Raw genomic sequence first — 16,803 nt, forward strand, 5'->3', positions numbered from 1 at the left:
CTCATACCGTGGGAACCAAGCCGACCAGCACTCCGCTGATCAGGATCGCGTAGCTGGCGAGGCTCACCCCGCCGGTGGCGAGGATCGTCGCCACCGGCTTCTGCCGGACGAGCTGGTACGCCACCAAGCCGGGCACGACAAACCCCAATGTCTGGTGGACGAACAGCAGCGGAAAGTCGGCCTGCAACACGATGAGCAACGTCGTCTGCAGTACCACACCGAGCAGGACCACCGCGGCGAACAACCTCTTGCCGTAGAGGATCACCACGCGCTGCAGGAACCTGGTCCCGCCGTACGTCAGCGCCGTCATGAGCACGATGATCGCCGCCCGCCGGTAGTCCTCCACCAGTGTGAGCGCGATCCAGCCGGGCGTGATCATGCCGCCGGGAGACAGGTTCGTGGTGAGGTAGCAGACCAGCGAGAACAGCAAGCCGAGGGCAAGCCCCACGGTGGCGACCTCGGGGGCGAGGGACGTGGTCAGCATCAGGCGGCGGGTTCCATTTTCGCGAGTTCTTCGAGGAGCAGTTCCCCCTGGCCGTGGATGTTGCCGATCGCGACCAACGACGCCTCCCGCTCGACGCCGCTGACGATGCCGCGCAGCAGCTCCCTCGGCGCGCGTGAACCGCCGAGGTCGACCACCCGGTCGTGCCATTCTGCGGGGATGGCGACGCGGGCACTGCGCGTGGGCTCACCGATGAGCACTACGCGGTGCGGGGCGATGCGGGGGATGAGCGCGCCCATCTGGCCGTTGCGCTCGACGCGGTCCGGCCGGCAGTTGATGATGACGTGCAGCGGGTCCGAAATCGCGCCCTGGCGGCGCAGCTGATCGATGTTCATCAACGTCGATTCCGGGTCGTTCGCGGCGAAGACGTTGGCGAAGCGCAGCAGCCGCCGCCCCGCCCGGTACTGGTGCACCTGCAGCACACCCGGGTCCGGCGGCGCCGCCCACATGCCCTCGAGGGCGGAGGTGCGGTTGACCTTCAGCAGGTCGGCTACGGCCAGCGCGATCGCGACGTTTTCCTTGAAGGTGATCCAGCTGAAGCCGCGCATCTCCTCGTCGGAGACCGATTCCGGGTCAACGGCGATGAGCTTGCAGTTCCGCTTCGCCGCCTCCTCCTCGAGGATGTGCAGCCGGTCCCGTTCGGCGGTCAGGCAGATCCCGCCGATCGGCATCGAGCGGCTCAGCGAGCGGGCGACGTCGTCGAGCGTCGGGCCCATCTCCGCGAGGTGGTCTTCGCGGACGTTGCACAGCACACCGATATTCGAGCGGATCAGCTTGCTCTGGTTGATCTCCTGCAGGTCCGGCATCACCGCCATGCACTCGATGACCAATGCGTCCGGCCGGTAGGCCGCGGCACGGCGGACGATGCCGATCTGTTCGACGACGTTGGCAATACCGAACTTGCGGTAGACGGGTTCCTCGCTACCGTCCGGGTGGATGAACCGGGCCGCGGTGCCGGTGGTCTTCGCCGTGGTGACGAGCCCGCCACCCCTTAGGGCGCCCGCGCACAGCCGCGTGATCGACGACTTGCCGCGGATGCCGTTGACGAGCACACGCGTCGGGATGCTGTGCAGGTGCTTGTAGTGCTGGCGTTGTTCGGAAATTCCCGCGGTCAGCATGGCCGCCGACGCCAGCAGCAGCACGAGGTACAGAAACAGCACGTCAGACTCCGGCCTCGTCCAGCCAGCGCAGGTAGTCCCTACGAGCCTGCTCCTCCGCGGTACGGGCGGGGGCCGGTGGCGGTTTCTGCGTCCGCGACTGCGCCGCCGGGGTCTGCGACGGCCTCCGCTGCGGGCCGGCCGGCTCGCGACGCCGTTCGTCACGCGGCGGCCCCGATTCGCCACGGTCACGGTGTTCTGCCCGCGGTGCCTTGCGAGCCGCGGCCGGTTCCTCCCGCGGCCGAGGCTTGCCGGCCCGCCGAGGCCCGGGCTCGCGGTGGAGGCGCTGGAACAGCTCGGTCTTGTCCGTCGCCGCACCGGCCGGGCGGCGCACCTCCCCCAGCCGGTCCTTGCCCTCGGCAAGAGCTTGCCGACAGATCTCGACGCACGAAGCGATCGTGCCGATTTCGTCGTGGCGCTGTGGGTACACGACGGCGCCGGTGTCGCCGCCGGCGATCCGGACGGCCTCGTCCCCGACGCGGCGCAATGGCCGCACGACGATCAGCAGGTGCCAGCCGAACAGCAGCAGCGCGACGACGGCGACGAGGAGTGCCGCGACGCGGGCGCCGGCACGAACGGTGTTGTCCGCGAGGCCGAGCGACCCGATCGGCTGCTCGGCAACGACGACCCACTTCAACGAAGCAGTGGTGCCTTCCGCCGCCAGTCGCTGTGCCGCGACGAGCGACGCGGAAGTCGTCTCGCGGGCGTTCTTGCCGGACTGCGCGGCGTCCACGTTCTTGATCAGAGTCGGATCGGTCAGCGCAGCGAAGGCGAGGTAGCCCTCGGTATCGGCGATGGTGCGCTTCCCCTCGTCGACGACGCGGACGCGGCCGCCCGCGGAGCCGAGCAGCTCGGCCATTCGCGGCACGTCGTACTCGCCGACGAGGGTGTTCGCCGAGCCGGGTAGCGGCGTGAAGGCGTAGACGACCGGGACGCGGCCGCTGGTGTTGTGCTGGTGCAGCCCTTCGCCGGCGGGCAGTTTTCCGGGGTCTCGCAACGACTCTCGCCCGGCCTGGAGCACCACGGCGCCCTGCCCGTCGGCGATGTAGACGCTGCGGAAGCGGCTGTCCCCGTCGGCGAGCCGACCGAGCATGCCGCGCAGCTGATCCGGTTGCTTCCCCGCGGCCAGCCGGGCGAGCGAGCGCAAGTCGCTCAGGCCTTCGACGAGGCTGCGGCGGAGGGTGTCGGCCGAGTGCGCGACGCGAACGCCTTGCTCGCTGAGCATCGCCGGCGAGACCTCGGCGTGTTGCCGGCCGAGCGTCGCGGCGACGGCACCGGACCACCCGAGCAGGCCCAGCGTGACCACGGCGACGACGAACTGGGCGGAGAGGAACGGCTTCGCGCTCGCCGTCGGCTTCCGCCGGTGCAGCTTGGATCGGTAGCGCTCGAAAGCAGCGGTCAGCCGGTTGACCTCGCGGATCCGCGACTGGCGGACCGGTTCGGTGTGCAGGCCCGCCGCGATGGTTAGGGCGTCGGCGCGTACCCGCCGGATCGGTGCGACGACCGCGCGACGCAGCAGCCCGAACCCGGCCAGGGCCAGGCCGAGAAGTGCGGCCGCCGGGATTAGGCCGGGCCAGCGGGCCGCCACCGGCTCGATCGGGACGCGGCTGAGGGACACGACGGACAGGCCGAGGCTGCCACCGATCTCTCGCGAGGCCACCGGGGCGTAGGAGACGACCGGGGCGACCCGCCGACCGGGATCACCGGCGGCGTCGCCGGTGAGCACGCCGGACTGACCTGCGGCGGCAGCCATCGCGGCGCGCGTGAGCAGGTCCTGCGCGCCGGTGTCCTGCTTGGGCACCGTGGTACCGAGCGAGTGCAGGACCGCGCCGTCGGTGGTGACCAGGCGGACCTGCTGCCGCGCCTCCTTGTCCAGGTCGCCGGTTGTTTCGCGCAGCGCCGCCGAAACAACGAGGAGGCGCCCGGTGCGGGCGCCGGTGAGCGGGAGCGCGGTGAGCACGAGCGGGGCATCGCCGGGACGAGCGACCGGGCGCAGAGTGAGCCTGGCAACTGCTACCCCGCGCAGAGTCTCCACGGGCACCGGCTCACCGTGGGCGGCCAGCACCTTGTGCTTGTCCGGGTCGTATACGACCGTGCCGCGCCAGTCCGGGTAGGTTTCGCCGAGCCGGGTGAGCAGGGCGGCATCGTCGGCGCCGTCGAACACGCCGGAGCTGCCGGCGACCTGTAGGTCTTCCGCGACCGACGCGGCCGACGTCGCGACGCTCTGGGCCAGCCCGACAGTCGCACGCTGCTGATCGGCGGTGACCTGGTCGGAAACCGCGTCCGCGGCTGCGTTCGCGTGGATCAACGACAGCGGCCCGGCAGTCGACAGGTACACGGCGGTGAAGGCGGCGACCAGTACCAGCAACACGAAGGTGGTGGCCGAGGCCACTCCGGCCCCGCGCGGGAAACCCGCCTCGGGGATCTGCTCGCGTAGCCGCGCAGCACGGTCGTCGGATTGTTTCGGCCGGTTCACCTTGTCCCCCGAGGCCTTTCAGGCGCTCGATCCCGCAGGATCGCCGGCCTCCCGGCCGTTCGTGGAACGTCGCCACCCATTTGGGCTCCGAGAACGTATCAACGAAACCGACAGTAGCGTTACAAGGCCTCTGCACAACGCAAACGGGGGCAAGACTCACGGACGGGACGGACCCGTACACTCCATATGGTGATCAGGCAACGTCGAGTGTTGCTCAGCGTGGCTGGCGTCAGCCTGGCCCTCACCTTGGCGCTGATCCTGCTGCTGATGCCCGGTGCGACCCCGGCGCCCCAGGTAGCCCGGCCGGCACCAGAACCCGGCCTGGACACCCTGGTCACGGAATTCACCTCTGCGCTGTCCGCGGACCAGACCTACCGCCCGCCGAAAGCCGGCGAACGGCGGACGGCCGCCGCGGGGCTCGCCGCGCTGCTCGACCGCCGCGGTCCCGCTGACTTCCAGAAACTCGGCTTCTCGGTACGGGACGGCGTCGACCCCGCGACCGGACGGCCGTACACGATCGCGACGAACGAGCCGGGCACCGAGCGCGCGTGGGGGATGTACGTGATCGACCGCTCGGCGCCGCCGTCGCTGGTCGTCGAGGTACCGCATCCGGGGTTCGACCTGCGGACGGAGCTGTTCGGGGTCGACCTGTTCCGGCAGGTGCCCGGCGCAGTGCTGCTGGTCGCGGGCGCGCACCGGAAAGCCGACGACAGCCACGCCGACGTCGCGCACGAAGAGAATTCGGTGTTCCGCGTCGTCGCGGCCGCGCTGGCGGCTCGCGGGCTGACGCAGGTGCAGCTGCACGGCTTTCACGACCAGAACCTGCCGTCGACGGACGTTGTGCTGTCGTCCGGCGCCACAGTTGCCGGCGGTGCCGCCCGCCGCGCCGCTGACCGGCTGGCGGCGGACGGCTTCGCCGTGTGCCGCGCCTGGGCAGACCGGTGCACAGGCCTGGAGGGCGGCACGAACGTTCAGGGCAAAGCAGCCGCCAAGGACGACACGGGTTTCCTGCACGTCGAGATGAGCCGCACAGTCCGCGAGTCGCCGCAACGCCGGGCACAGGTCGTCCGCGCTCTCGTGGAAGCCGATCTGCGCACGCCGTAGCAGGACCTGACAGCCGGCCGCGTCGCTCGCGGAGATGCCGTGCCGTCGCTGTCGGCGACCGCGGTATCGGCTGCATTTGTGAAGCGGCCGGTGCCGATGCTGGCGAGTCAAAGCAACTCGGCAGGTCTCAACGTCTCCTGAGCTCCACTTTCTCCAGATACAATCGCCACGCAGAAGACATCGACGGCACAATTTGAATCAATGGCACACCAGCTAATCCCTGCGCTCAACAAAATCTATCTCAATCGGCTCACCACTATTCAGATTTATCCCGAAACCGGCTTCCTCGTCGTCCAATTCGCCCACAGGGCAGACATCGAGAACATACTCTGGACGAGGCAGAAACCCGAAGTCCGCCGGCGGGTCATACTTAGAGCTTGTCTCATGTGGTTAGTTTTCGGAGTTTCTTCCAGCAGGTCACGGCGGCTGCGAGTTGAAGGAAGGCGAGGAAGTGTGCGGCTTTGCGTTCGTAGCGCAGGGTGAGACGTCGGTAGCCGGTCAGCCAGGCGATCGTCCGTTCGATCACCCACCGGTGTTTGCCGAGTTTCTCGGCGGATTCGATGCCCTTGCGGGCGATCCGCACGCCGATGCCTTGGGTTCTGACCCAGTGGCGCAGCGCGCGCTGGTCGTAGGCCTTGTCTGCATGCAGCTTCGCCGGCCGGCCCCGCCGGGGGCCGCGACGGGACTTCACCGCCGGGATGGCCATCACCAGGGGTTTGAGTGCGTGTGAGTCGTGAGTGTTCGCGGCGGAAATCGCGACCGTGAGCGGCAGCCCGCCGCGATCGGACAAGACGTGGATCTTCGAGCCCGGCTTGCCCCGGTCGACAGGGCTGGGACCGGTCAGAGATCCCCCTTTTTCGCGCGAACACAGGCACCGTCCACGATCGCGCGACTCCAGTCCAGCAAGCCCCTGCTCCCGAGTTCGTCGAGGAGGACATGGTGCAGCTCGCGCCAGAGCCCAGCCTCGGTCCACTGGGCGAAGCGGCGGTGCGCGGTCTGGAACGGCACCCCGAACGACGGCGGCAGGTCCCGCCACGCGCACCCACTGGTCAGCACGTACACGATCGCCGTGAACACCTGCCGCGGTTCCAACGGCGCTGTTCCTCCGCCCTGGGGACGCGCCACGAACACCGGGATCAACGGCTCCACCAGGTCCCACAGCTCGTCCGGCACCAGCCGCAACGACAAACGATCAACCACAACCAAGATCATGACGCATCAGTCGTTGATCACCACGTAAGACACGCTCTTATAGATTGCGATGACCCGAACATCTACGCTAGGTATTCCGACCATACAGTTGTCGCCAACCCGTAGCCCCAGAGGGTCCGGCTCAACCCGCCAAGGCGTGTTAGAACATTCGCCGGAATCCGGGTCACGCGGAAACCCGAATGTTCCATCCCAATCGTTTTGTGAGGCTTGATCCACTTCCAACCATGGCCATTTGACGAGAACCCGTCGCGAAGTTGACTTCACGACGTGCGTATCAAAAGCTGGGGCGGAAACCCGTAGAACTTCACCAACGTGATAACCCATTGCCGAGCCCAACCTGGCCCTGTTCATAGTCACCAACCATCCTGCCAGAAATACGAGAACGGCGTCTTATCTGCGCGGTCTTCGACAGCAGCCACCGTCAAAGCGGCTTCGTCGCGTCGAGTCGCGGTCGGCGCCGGGATTGAGGTCGTAGGGCAAACGCACCGGTGCCGCCCGCGGTGTTCAGAGCGATGGAGATCGCGGCGAACAACCTCCGGTTCTCGGCCTGGGCGTGGAGGTACTCGCCTGCGCTGATCGGGACGTCGCCGGTGCGGGTGTCCATGAGGTAGCCGCCGGGGGTGGTCTCGGGGACACCGTCGGGCACCTGCGGGCCGGTGAGCACAGCGACGATGGCGGCACCCACGATGACGGCCGGAGCACCCCACCGCAGCGCGGCGGGAAGCAGCCGCAAGAGGCGAGGCGCGATCGTCGCGACAGGCAGCTCGGAGCGACGCAGGGCGACTGTCGCGACGGTGATCGCGACTACCGGGAAGATCCCGACGACAGCGGTGAACAACACCGGCCCCGGCAGGTGCGGCGCGCCGGGGAGGAACGAGTCGACGAACACCGCCAGGGAGGCGGCCAACGCCAGCGCGCACCACAACGCGATCAAGCGCACGGCCGACCCCCACGATCGATCCACCTGGTGGTTTTCTCGTTCATGGACGGGCTTTCTGCGGTCGTGGAACTCCGTCTCCGATGCGGATGTCCCAGCCGAACCCGAACAGGCCACCGTTGTTCGGGTTGATGATCCGGACGACGAAACCGTGGGCTGTGGCACGGGTGTCGAGAGCATCGAGCAGGATTCGACGCGAGTTCGCGCCAACCCACGCAGTTGCCGCGGAGGTCGGGGAGAGCGTGCCGTCGGCAAGCTCGAACGCGATGCCGTGTTTGCGGCCATACGTACCGAGCCCGACCGGGAGCGTGGCGGCGACCTCGTCGGCGGCGGTGATACGGGCGCCCCAGCGTTTGATCGTCACGGCGCTGAGGTCGCTCCAGGCGTAGCTCCGGCTGCGAAACAGATTGCGGAAACGGACACCGCGGTCGTCGACAGTGATCCGGACCCGCGACGAGAGCGCCACGTCGGCAAGCGCGAGCACCACTCCCAACGCGCCGGCCGCGACGTTCGTGACACCGGGCGACGCGCCGAAATGTGTCGCCATGGCAACCAGTTTCACCACAAGCGCACTCGGGCCGAGGCACATACCCAACGCCACCAGCCTCGAGCCGACAGGGCGGAAAGTCGTCATCGCTGCGTCACCCACCCAACAGTAGCCAGGTGTACGTGGGGCCGGTCCAGGAGCCGAAGCCATAGCCGAATGCGAGGCCGAACACGTTGACCCACCCGTCGGGGGAAGATTCCCCCGAGTACGAGGCGCCGAACGGTCCGAGGCCGGACCCAGAGCCCGACTCGAAGCCCGCTCTGAGATCGTTGATCTTCTTCGCATTCGAGGAGAAGCCGGTAAGGCCGGCTTCCGCGGCGACGCCAAGAACAGGCCCGCAGGAAGCGGTGAAACCAGCGCTGGATCCGGTGGCCGCGAAGCAGACATTGCCTGTGACTCCTCCTACGAACGCGAGGGTGCCGCCCAAGCAGACGCCGGTGGCACCTTTGCTGAAGGGGTGCGCCTGGTTCCAGGCCGCGTCCGCACACCCGAGGCCGTCCTCATTGAATCGTGGGCAGCGATTGGGGTCCGGCGTTTGGGTGGGTGCCTTGCAATCTCGCGCGATCAGCGCCGGGTCATGCTTCTCTTGCGCATACGTGCAGAGGCTGGCCAGTCCTCCAGGGTCGCTGGCGTTGACGGGGTTGTCACCGGCATAGGCGTAGGGCGCGTGTGTGGTGTCGACGGTTCCGGTGTTGGTCAGCAGGGCGATGATGGAGCCGATGTTGTTGTGGACGAACCAGTTGGTGCCCGCGGGTCCGGTTTGTTCGATCGGGAGTCCATCAGGGCCGTAGAGGTAGGCCGGCGTGCCGTCGAAGAGCAGGTTGGGGGTGGTGATCCGTCCCACGTGAACGCGGTGGAGGAAGTCGCCGTGCTTTTCGAGGTGCGTTGTCCGAGGCCGTCGTAGACGTAGGTGGAGGTTCCGGTGGGGCCGGTGAAGGCGGTGAGGTGTCCTGCTTGGTCGTAGGCCTCGGTCGTGGCCGGGCCCGACGCGGGGGTGGCGGAGGTGCGCTGAGCCTGGGTGTTGTACGTGTTTCCCGTGGCGCCGGTCGGTGCTGCAGTGCAGGCCGGGTTGGGGATTGTTCCGGCGGGAGCGTCCAGCAGAGCTGGCCGGCGGGGTCGAAGTCCTGGGTGGCGGTGCCGACGGCGGTCGGGTTGTCGGCCGGAGCCGACCGCTTCATCCGTGGAAGGCGAACATGACCAGCACGTTGGACGGTCCCCTGGCCGTCACAACTTGGGGTTTTTATCGCCCTCAAACCGCCCCTACCAACGGGTAGCAAAAAAGCCCAGGCCTGTGGCCTGGGCTTTGCTCCCCCGCTTGGACTCGAACCAAGAACCCTCCGGTTAACAGCCGAATGCTCTGCCAGTTGAGCTACAGGGGATCGTATTCGGTTGTGCACCGGATCTCCGGTGCGATGGAAAGAACTTTAGCGCACCCCCCGCGCCACCCGAACAGGGGGCCCCTCTTTGCGGATCACGCCCAGGGGGCGCCGGATTGCTGGACAATGGAGAGTCGGGAGTCCGACGAACGAGAGGCGTGGCCACTGATGAAGAAGTTCCTGCTGGGCGTGGGTCTGGGATACGTGCTGGGGACCAGGGCCGGCCGGGGACGGTACGAGCAGCTCGTGCGCACCTACCGCAAGGTGATCGACCACCCGATGGTCCAGGGCGCCGCGGGAGTGGCGCGGGCCAAGGTCGGGGAGAAGTTCGGCCGGGGGCGCTGAGCCTCGCGCACACTGCCGCCGAGGGGGCCTGCGAGCGCGCCCGGAAACGTCAGGGGATGCGCGCCACGAAGAAGATGCGGCGGAACTCGAACCACGTCGTGCCGTCCGCGCGGGGCGGGTAGGCCTCGTCGAGGAGCGGGGCCAGCTCCGTGCGGAAGGCGGCCCAGTCGTCGTCCGGGAGGGCGGCGCGGATGGGGCGCAGGGCGGTGCCGGTGATCCACTCCAGCACGGCGTTCTCGCCGGCCAGGCGCTGCATGTAGGTGGTCTCCCAGGCGTCGACGAGGCAGCCCGCGTCGGCCAGCAGGGAGGCGTACTCCAGAGGCGACGACACGGCCTCGTCCTCGCGCAAGACCAGGGTGGCCAGGCGCGAGGCCCACGCCGGGGACGCCGCCAGCTCGCGCGTGATGCGGTGCGACGGCGCGCCGAAGTTGCCCGGCACCTGCACGGCCAGCACGGCACCCGACGGCAGCTGCGAGACCCAGCGGCGCAGCAGCTCGTCGTGGCCCGGCACCCACTGCAGCACCGCGTTGGAGACGACCACGTCGGTGTCCGGGTGCGGCGCCCACTCGCGGACGTCGGCGACGTGCGCGTCCACGCCGCGAGCGCGGGCGGCATCGACCATCTCCGGCGAGCTGTCGAGCGCCTCCAGCGTGGCGCCGGGCCAGCGGCGGCCCAGGTCGAGCGTGAGGTTGCCTGGGCCGCAGCCCAGGTCGACGACGCGACGCGGCGCGTCGGACGAGATTCGCCCGATCAGGTCGTAGAAGGGGCGGGCCCGCAGGTCCGCGTAGTCGAGGTACTTGGCCGGATCCCACATGGCGAGCCTCCCGAGAGCTAAACCGTACGCCCGTACTGAGTACGAGCGTACTGCTTACTCCCCCGGGTTGGCCAGCTTCTCGGCGACTTCCCCCGCGATCGCCTCCACCAGCGCCGGATCCGTGCCCGGGTCGGGGCGCACCTGAAGCACCGTGCCGTCGCGGCCGGGGACCTTCCGCTGCACGAACCACGCGCCGCCGCCGGCCCCGAAGTCGTGGCGGTGGCGCGCGCGCACGGAGCCGTCGACGCGCAGGCGCACCTGCGGCGGCACCTTGCCCGGCGCCGGCAGCCGGAACCGCACGGGCGGGCGGTCGACGACCACCATCACGGCGCCGGCCTCCCCGGTCTCCTCCGACTCCGTGAGCTCGAAGACACCGTCGCCCCACGCGGCCTTGGCCACGAGGTGCCAGTAGACGCGCCGGGGGCCGCCCTCGGACGGCACCCACAGGCCCAGGCTGGTCACCACGAGCTCGCCACCGCCCTCGACGCCCGCGACCGCGATCACGTTCTCGCCCGGAGCGAGCTCCCCCGGGAAGTCCGCGGGGAGTCCCCCGCCCATCAGCCGGTTCAGCCAGCCCATGTCAGTCCCATCCGGACGCGGCCTGCTCGCGCAGCGACTTGCGGTACTGCTCCAGCGCCACGAGGTCGCCGAACAACGCACGGTAGTCGTCGGGCGCCTCGACCGGCGAAAGTCGTTGCAGCTTCGACTTGATCTCGCCGATCTGCCGACCGACGAGGCTTTCCTGCACCCCCGCGAGCACGCCGGAGATGTAACGCGAGTCCACTTCTCCCAAGGCGCGCAACGGTTCCACGGCCAGCTCGCTCAGCACGCGCCGCACCGTCCCTTCCGGACAGTGCTGCCGCGCGGCGTCGAGCAGGGCCGAGCCGGTGAGCCCCGATGCGGCACCGCCGGCCTTGAGCAACGCCAGGTGCACGGCGACGTACACGGGGTGCGTGAACGCCTCCTCCGGCAGCGAGTCGTACTCCGGCCCGGCGATCGCGGGCTGCTGCAGCGCGGCCTTGAGCGCCTCGCGCTGGCCCATGAAGCGCGGGTCGCCGGGGGCGGGCCGCGGCAGGTCCTGCTTCTCCGGCTCGGGCGCGGGCGCCTGCCGGGACGCGGGCTGCCGCAGCTGCGGCTGGCCGCCGCGCTTGGCCGTGGCCCCTGCCGCGCCGCGCACGCGGTTCACGACCTGCGCCACGTCCTGCCAGCCGACCCACCACGCGAGCTTCGACGCGTACCCGTCGCGGCTCGCGCGGTCCTTGATGGCCGCGACCATCGGCACGGTCTTCTGCAGCGCCGAGACCTGGCCGTCGACCGCGTCGAGGTCGAACTGCTTGAGCGTGCTCTTGATCACGAACTCGAACAGCGGCGTCCGGCGCGCCACGAGGTCCTTCACCGCCGCGTCGCCCTTCGCGATGCGCAGCTCGCACGGGTCCATGCCGTCGGGCGCCACCGCGATGTAGGTCTGGCCGGCGAAGGTCTGGTCGCCCTCGAACGCCTTCAGCGCGGCTTTCTGGCCCGCCGCGTCGCCGTCGAAGGTGAAGATGATCTCACCGCGGAAGGCGTCGTCGTCCATCATCAGCCGGCGCAGCACCTTCATGTGGTCCTCGCCGAACGCCGTGCCCGACGACGCGACGGCCGTCGGCACGCCGGCCGCGTGCATCGCCATCACGTCCGTGTAGCCCTCGACCACCACGACCTGGTGGCGCTTCGCGATCTCGCGCTTGGCCTGGTCGAGGCCGAACATGACCTGCGACTTCTTGTAGATCTGCGTCTCGGAGGTGTTGAGGTACTTCGCCTCGATGCGGTCGTCGTCGAACAGCCGCCGCGCGCCGAAGCCCACCACGTCGTTGCCGACGTCGCGGATCGGCCACACCAGCCGCCGGTGGAAGCGGTCCATCGGGCCGCGCTGGCCCTCCTTGGACAAGCCCGCCGCGAGCAGCTCCTTGACCTCGAACCCGCGGTTGAGCAGGTGCTTCGTGAGCTTGTCCCAGCCGCCCGGTGCGAAGCCGCAGCCGAACTGCTTGGCCGCGGCCGCGTCGAACCCGCGCTCGGAGAGGAAGTCGCGCGCGGCGCGGGCCTCGTCGGTCACCAGCTGCTCGATGTAGAACTCGCTCGCCGCGCGGTGCGCCTCGATCAGCCGGGAACGCGTGCCGCGGTCGCGCTGCACGCTCCCGCCGCCGCCCTCGTAGTTCAGCCGGATGCCGACGCGGTCCGCCAGCCGCTCGACCGCCTCGACGAACGAGACGAGGTCGATCTTCTGGATGAACTTGATGACGTCGCCGCCCTCGCCACAGCCGAAGCAGTGGAACGTGCCGTGCGTGGGGCGCACGTTGAACGACGGGGTCTTCTCGTTGTGGAACGGGCACAGCCCCTTCAGGCTGCCGCCCCCGGCGCGCCGCAGCGCGACGTACTCCCCCACGACCTCGTCGATCCGGTTGCGCTCACGCACCTCCGCGATGTCGCTCTCCCGAATCCGTCCTGCCACGGTATCCACAATAGTTCTCCCTCCCCGGTGGCTTTGCGGCACACTCGGCCTCATGCCCACACCGACGGCGCTCGACGACCTCGCCCGGGAGTTCGCCACCCACCGCGGCCACCTGATCGGGGTGGCCTACCGGCTCACGAGCACCCGCTCGGACGCCGAGGACGCCGTGCAGGAAGCGTGGCTGCGCCTGGCCGCGCTCGACGACGCCGGGCGCGCCGGCATCCGCGACCTGCGGGCCTGGCTGACCACGGTCGTCGGCCGGATCTGTCTGGACCGGCTGCGGTCGGCGCCGGCGCGGCGCGAGCAGTACGTGGGCCAGTGGCTGCCCGAGCCGATCGTGACGCCGTTCGGCGCACCGGTGAGCGAGGACCCGCTCGAGGCCGCGGTGCGCGACGACGGCATCCGCATGGCCGCGCTCGTGGTGCTGGACAAGCTCACGCCCGAGCAGCGCGTGGCGTTCGTGCTGCATGACGCGTTCTCCGTGCCGTTCGGGGAGATCGCCGAGATCCTCGGCTGCTCACCCGACGCCGCCCGCCAGCACGGCTCCCGGGCGCGGCGCGCGCTCGAGAGCGCCGACCCGCCGCCGCGCGCCGAGCTCACGGAGCAGCAGCAGGTGCTGGAGCGGTTCGTGACCGCGCTGCTGGCCGGAGACATCCGGGGCATGACCGAGGTGCTGCACCCGGACGTCGTGCTCATCGGCGATTCCGACGGCAAGGGCCGCACCACGCGCCAGATCATGGTCGGCGCCGACAAGCTCATGCGCTTCTTCCTGGGCCTGATGGAGAAGTACGAGCCGGGCGTGTTCAGCCGCGGTGCCCCGATCCTGGTCAACGGCGACCTCGGCCTGTGGCTGCCGCCGATGCCCGGCCGCGACGGGTTCCTGTCCGTCGACGAGCACGTGCAGTCCATGAGCCTGCGCGACGGGCGCATCGTGGCCATCTACGACATCGTGAACCCCGACAAGCTCACGCACATCACGCGCCCCGCCTAGGTTCGGCGGGCGGGTGCGAAGAAGTCGGCGAGCAGTCGCGTGACCTGCTCGGCCTCGTCGTGGTGCACCCAGTGCGACGCGTCGGGCAGCCGTTCCACGCGGTCGAGGCCGGGGACGTCCTCGGCCTCGGGCTCGGCCAGCTCCTGGCCGAGGTAGCGGTCCTTGTCGCCCCAGATGACCAGGGTGGGCGCCTTGATCGGGCGGATCGCCGCTTCCGCCTTCTTCGGCGGGGTCCGCACCGAGGACCGGTAGTAGTTGATCATCCCGGTCGCCGCGCCCGGCTGGGACCACGCCTGCACGTACCGGTCGATCTCCTCCGCTGTGTACGCCGGGTTCGCGTCCTGCAGGAAGTGGCGGAAGAAGTGCCAGTTGTTCGCGTGCACGATCGTCTCGGGCAGGTCCGGGAGGGCGAACATGAAGAAGTACCAGGACTTCCGGAGCTGGCCGGGGTGGTGCAGTCCCTGCGACAGCTTGCGCGGGTGGGCCGCGTTGAGGACGGCCACCCGGTCCACGACCTCGGGGTGGCTCATCGCGGTCGCCCAGGCGACGGTTCCGCCCCAGTCGTGCCCGGCCAGCAGCGCCTGCTCGGCGCCGCGTTCGCGAATGAGGCCGCCGAGATCGGCGGTCAGCCGGTCGGTGTCGTAGGCGTCGACCTCCGTCGGCCGCGAGGACAGGTTGTAGCCACGCAGGTCCGGCGCGACAACGCGGAACCCCGCTGCCGCCAGCGGTGCGATCTGCTTGCGCCAGCCGTACCAGAACTCGGGGAAGCCGTGCAGCAGCACGATCAGCGGGCCTTCGCCGGCTTCGACGTAGTGCAGCCGTACGTCGCCGACTTCCGCGTAGCCCTCACGGAGGTCGCCGCCCAGCCACGCCGCCTGCCGGTCGGGTTTCCCGCTCGCGCCGCCGGCGCGGCCTTCGCTCGTGTTCATCGTCGCCTCGCTGGGTTCGGCCCTGAGGCATGCATGGTTCTGGGCCCCCTTGCGGACGGCATCACCTCCGGCAGATGACCCGTGGCCCGCGAGCGCGTGCCACTGTCCGGGGTCGTCCGCCCCCAACGATCCGGAGGTCCGTCGTGGCAACGACAGGTGAGCGAACCGGTGCCGTCCGCCCGTTCTCGGTGGCCGTGCCGCCCGAGGCATTCGACGATCTCGAGCGGCGCCTCGCCGCGACCCGCTGGCCGAGCGCGGAACTCGTCGACGACCGTTCGCAGGGCGTCCAGCTGGCCGTGCTGCAAGCGGTCTGCCGGTATTGGGCAAGCGGGTACGACACCGGGCGGGTCGAGGCGCGGCTGAACGCGCTGCCGCAGTTCACCACTGAGATCGACGGCGTGGAGATCCATTTCCTGCACGTGCCGTCGCGGCACGAAGACGCGCTGCCGCTGATCATGACCCACGGCTGGCCGGGCTCGGTCATGGAGCTGCTCGACTCGATCGGCCCGCTCACCGACCCGACCACGTACGGCGGGCTCGCCCAGGACGCGTTCCACGTCGTCTTGCCCTCGCTGCCCGGCTACGGCTTCTCCGCCGAGCCGGCCGAGGTCGGCTGGGACCTCGGCCGCACCGCCCACGCTTGGGCGGAGCTGATGCGCCGCCTCGGCTACTCGCGCTTCGTGGCGCAGGGCGGCGATGTCGGCGCCGGGGTCACCGACGTGATGGGCCGCCAGGCACCCGAGGGGCTGGTGGGCATCCACACCAACCTGCTCGTGCCCGCGCTGAACGACCCGGCGGCCCTGCCGTCGGGCACCGAGCAGGAACGGGCGGCGCAGGCGGCGATCAAGACGTTCCAGACCAGCGGCAACGGCTACTTCGTCGAGCAGGCCACCCGGCCGCAGACGATCGGTTACGCGCTGCTGGACTCCCCCGCGGCGCTGGCCGCCTGGATGCTCGACCACGACACCGACGCCTACGCCAAGATCGCCCGCGCCTTCCTCGACGGGCAGCCCTCCGGCAACCTGACCCCCGACCACGTCCTGGACAACATCACCGCGTACTGGCTGACCGGCACCGGCGCATCGGCCGCCCGGTCGTACTGGGAGGCGTACGGGCCGGACGCGCCCGCCGCGCAGAACCCGCCGCCGCCCCCGGTCCGCGTCCCGGTCGGCTTCACGACGTTCCCCGGCGAGATCTGGCGGACACCGCGCACCTGGGCCGAACAGGCCTACCCCACCCTCGACTACTTCCACGAGGCGGAGCGCGGCGGTCACTTCGCCGCGTGGGAGGAACCCGACCTGTTCGCCGCCGAGCTGCGGGCCGCGTTCCAGCCGCTCATGGCAGCGGCACCCGGCACGCGTCGCCCGAGGTGAAGCCCTGGTCGACGATGCCGAGCGCGCTGTTCATGCGCGCGCGGGAGTTCTCGAGCGCGATCTGGTAGGTCAGCTCCAGCACGCCGGCGCGGCCGAACTCGGCTTCGAGTTCGGCCACCTGCTCGTCGGTCACGCTCACCTGCGCGCCCGAGATCGCGTCGGCGTAGGCCACGGCCAGCCGCTCGGCACGCGAGAACGCGGGCGAGGTCGCGTAGTCGTCGATGTGGCGCAGCCGCTCGATGTCCAGGCCGTCGTGGCGCTGCAGCATCGTGCCGAAATCCACGCACCACGAACACCCGATCCGCGTGGCGACGCGGTACACCGCCAGCTCGCGCACGTTGGCGGGCAGCCGCTTCGACGCCTTCTCGGCCATCAGCTCGTGGACCACGGTCGCGCGCAGCAGCCCGGGATGGTGCGCCACCACGGCCATCGGCTCGGGCACGGCGCCGAAGCGCTTTCCGGCGAACCGGTAGAACAGCTTCAGCAGCGGGCCGGCCTCGGTGGTGCGCTTCGCCGGAATGCGGGGCATGGTCGTCTCCTCTTCGTCGGTGC

16 protein-coding genes and 1 tRNA gene are annotated in these 16,803 nt (G+C 69.8%); 4 read left to right on the forward strand and 13 right to left on the reverse strand.

Features of this window, described 5'->3' with window-relative positions; genetic code table 11:
* Position 1 precedes the first annotated feature (1 nt).
* From ACQPXB_RS34250 to ACQPXB_RS34260, 3 genes are read right to left on the reverse strand one after another with little or no spacing between them, the layout of a single operon-like run.
* A complete protein-coding gene (locus ACQPXB_RS34250; RefSeq protein WP_432845798.1) occupies positions 2-484 on the reverse strand; it encodes a poly-gamma-glutamate biosynthesis protein PgsC/CapC in 483 nt (160 codons plus the stop codon).
* Entirely contained in the window at positions 484-1,662 is a 1,179-nt protein-coding gene (gene pgsB, locus ACQPXB_RS34255; RefSeq protein ID WP_432845799.1) for a poly-gamma-glutamate synthase PgsB, read from the reverse strand. Before pgsB ends, ACQPXB_RS34250 begins: the two co-directional genes overlap by 1 nt.
* A gap of 1 nt (position 1,663) precedes the next feature.
* The gene (locus ACQPXB_RS34260) at positions 1,664-4,135 is read right to left on the reverse strand and encodes a HAMP domain-containing protein (protein WP_432845800.1); all 2,472 of its coding nucleotides are present in this window, start codon (positions 4,133-4,135) and stop codon (positions 1,664-1,666) included.
* Positions 4,136-4,354: 219 nt separating this feature from the next.
* Here ACQPXB_RS34260 and ACQPXB_RS34265 point away from each other — a divergent pair, with 219 nt between their 5' ends.
* The gene (locus ACQPXB_RS34265; protein ID WP_432845801.1) at positions 4,355-5,239 is read left to right on the forward strand and encodes a hypothetical protein; all 885 of its coding nucleotides are present in this window, start codon (positions 4,355-4,357) and stop codon (positions 5,237-5,239) included.
* Positions 5,240-5,621: 382 nt separating this feature from the next.
* Here the strand turns inward: ACQPXB_RS34265 and ACQPXB_RS34270 are convergent.
* The 5 genes from ACQPXB_RS34270 to ACQPXB_RS34290 form a co-directional block, all read right to left on the reverse strand.
* Positions 5,622-6,439 (reverse strand): IS5 family transposase gene (locus tag ACQPXB_RS34270; protein ID WP_432845802.1). Its coding sequence is split into 2 segments (ribosomal slippage): positions 5,622-6,097 and positions 6,097-6,439, totalling 819 coding nucleotides; the frame shifts between segments, so codons are not numbered across the junction.
* Between the two features lie 433 nt (positions 6,440-6,872).
* Positions 6,873-7,415 carry a hypothetical protein gene (locus ACQPXB_RS34275; protein ID WP_432845803.1) on the reverse strand — a complete coding sequence of 181 codons (543 nt, stop codon included), beginning with the start codon at positions 7,413-7,415 and terminating at the stop codon, positions 6,873-6,875.
* Between the two features lie 16 nt (positions 7,416-7,431).
* Positions 7,432-8,022 carry a PH domain-containing protein gene (locus tag ACQPXB_RS34280; RefSeq protein ID WP_432845804.1) on the reverse strand — a complete coding sequence of 197 codons (591 nt, stop codon included), beginning with the start codon at positions 8,020-8,022 and terminating at the stop codon, positions 7,432-7,434.
* 7 nt (positions 8,023-8,029) lie between these two features.
* Positions 8,030-8,779, reverse strand: a complete 750-nt coding sequence (locus tag ACQPXB_RS34285) for a hypothetical protein (protein ID WP_432845805.1) — start codon at positions 8,777-8,779, stop codon at positions 8,030-8,032.
* A gap of 462 nt (positions 8,780-9,241) precedes the next feature.
* Positions 9,242-9,314 (reverse strand) — tRNA-Asn (locus tag ACQPXB_RS34290).
* A 165-nt stretch (positions 9,315-9,479) separates the two neighbouring features.
* On the opposite strand from ACQPXB_RS34290, the gene ACQPXB_RS34295 reads away from it, so the two are divergent.
* Positions 9,480-9,656, forward strand: a complete 177-nt coding sequence (locus tag ACQPXB_RS34295; RefSeq protein ID WP_366582614.1) for a hypothetical protein — start codon at positions 9,480-9,482, stop codon at positions 9,654-9,656.
* 49 nt (positions 9,657-9,705) lie between these two features.
* Here ACQPXB_RS34295 and ACQPXB_RS34300 read toward each other — a convergent pair whose 3' ends face one another.
* The 3 genes from ACQPXB_RS34300 to dnaG are packed head-to-tail and all read right to left on the reverse strand — an operon-like array spanning position 9,706 to position 13,012.
* Complete coding sequence (locus ACQPXB_RS34300; protein WP_432845806.1) at positions 9,706-10,470, reverse strand: trans-aconitate 2-methyltransferase; 765 nt, start codon at positions 10,468-10,470, stop codon at positions 9,706-9,708.
* A 54-nt stretch (positions 10,471-10,524) separates the two neighbouring features.
* A complete protein-coding gene (locus ACQPXB_RS34305; protein ID WP_432845807.1) occupies positions 10,525-11,049 on the reverse strand; it encodes a hypothetical protein in 525 nt (174 codons plus the stop codon).
* 1 nt (position 11,050) lies between these two features.
* Positions 11,051-13,012 carry a DNA primase gene (dnaG, locus tag ACQPXB_RS34310; protein WP_432845808.1) on the reverse strand — a complete coding sequence of 654 codons (1,962 nt, stop codon included), beginning with the start codon at positions 13,010-13,012 and terminating at the stop codon, positions 11,051-11,053.
* On the opposite strand from dnaG, the gene ACQPXB_RS34315 reads away from it, so the two are divergent.
* The gene (locus tag ACQPXB_RS34315) at positions 13,011-13,949 is read left to right on the forward strand and encodes a sigma-70 family RNA polymerase sigma factor (protein WP_366582610.1); all 939 of its coding nucleotides are present in this window, start codon (positions 13,011-13,013) and stop codon (positions 13,947-13,949) included. The two genes, dnaG and ACQPXB_RS34315, sit on opposite strands and share 2 nt — an antisense overlap.
* Here ACQPXB_RS34315 and ACQPXB_RS34320 read toward each other — a convergent pair.
* Entirely contained in the window at positions 13,946-14,878 is a 933-nt protein-coding gene (locus ACQPXB_RS34320; RefSeq protein WP_432845809.1) for an alpha/beta fold hydrolase, read from the reverse strand. The genes ACQPXB_RS34315 and ACQPXB_RS34320 overlap by 4 nt on opposite strands.
* A 143-nt stretch (positions 14,879-15,021) precedes the next feature.
* Here ACQPXB_RS34320 and ACQPXB_RS34325 point away from each other — a divergent pair, with 143 nt between their 5' ends.
* Positions 15,022-16,251 (forward strand): epoxide hydrolase family protein, encoded by a 1,230-nt coding sequence (locus ACQPXB_RS34325; protein WP_432845810.1) that lies wholly within the window; start codon positions 15,022-15,024, stop codon positions 16,249-16,251.
* On the opposite strand, the gene ACQPXB_RS34330 is transcribed toward ACQPXB_RS34325, so the two are convergent.
* Positions 16,214-16,780, reverse strand: coding sequence for a carboxymuconolactone decarboxylase family protein (locus ACQPXB_RS34330; RefSeq protein WP_386952446.1), 567 nt, complete (start codon positions 16,778-16,780; stop codon positions 16,214-16,216). The genes ACQPXB_RS34325 and ACQPXB_RS34330 overlap by 38 nt on opposite strands.
* Positions 16,781-16,803: the final 23 nt, after the last annotated feature.

Origin of the sequence: Amycolatopsis sp. CA-161197 (assembly GCF_050942255.1) — a bacterium.
In the GTDB taxonomy this organism is placed as follows: domain Bacteria; phylum Actinomycetota; class Actinomycetes; order Mycobacteriales; family Pseudonocardiaceae; genus Amycolatopsis.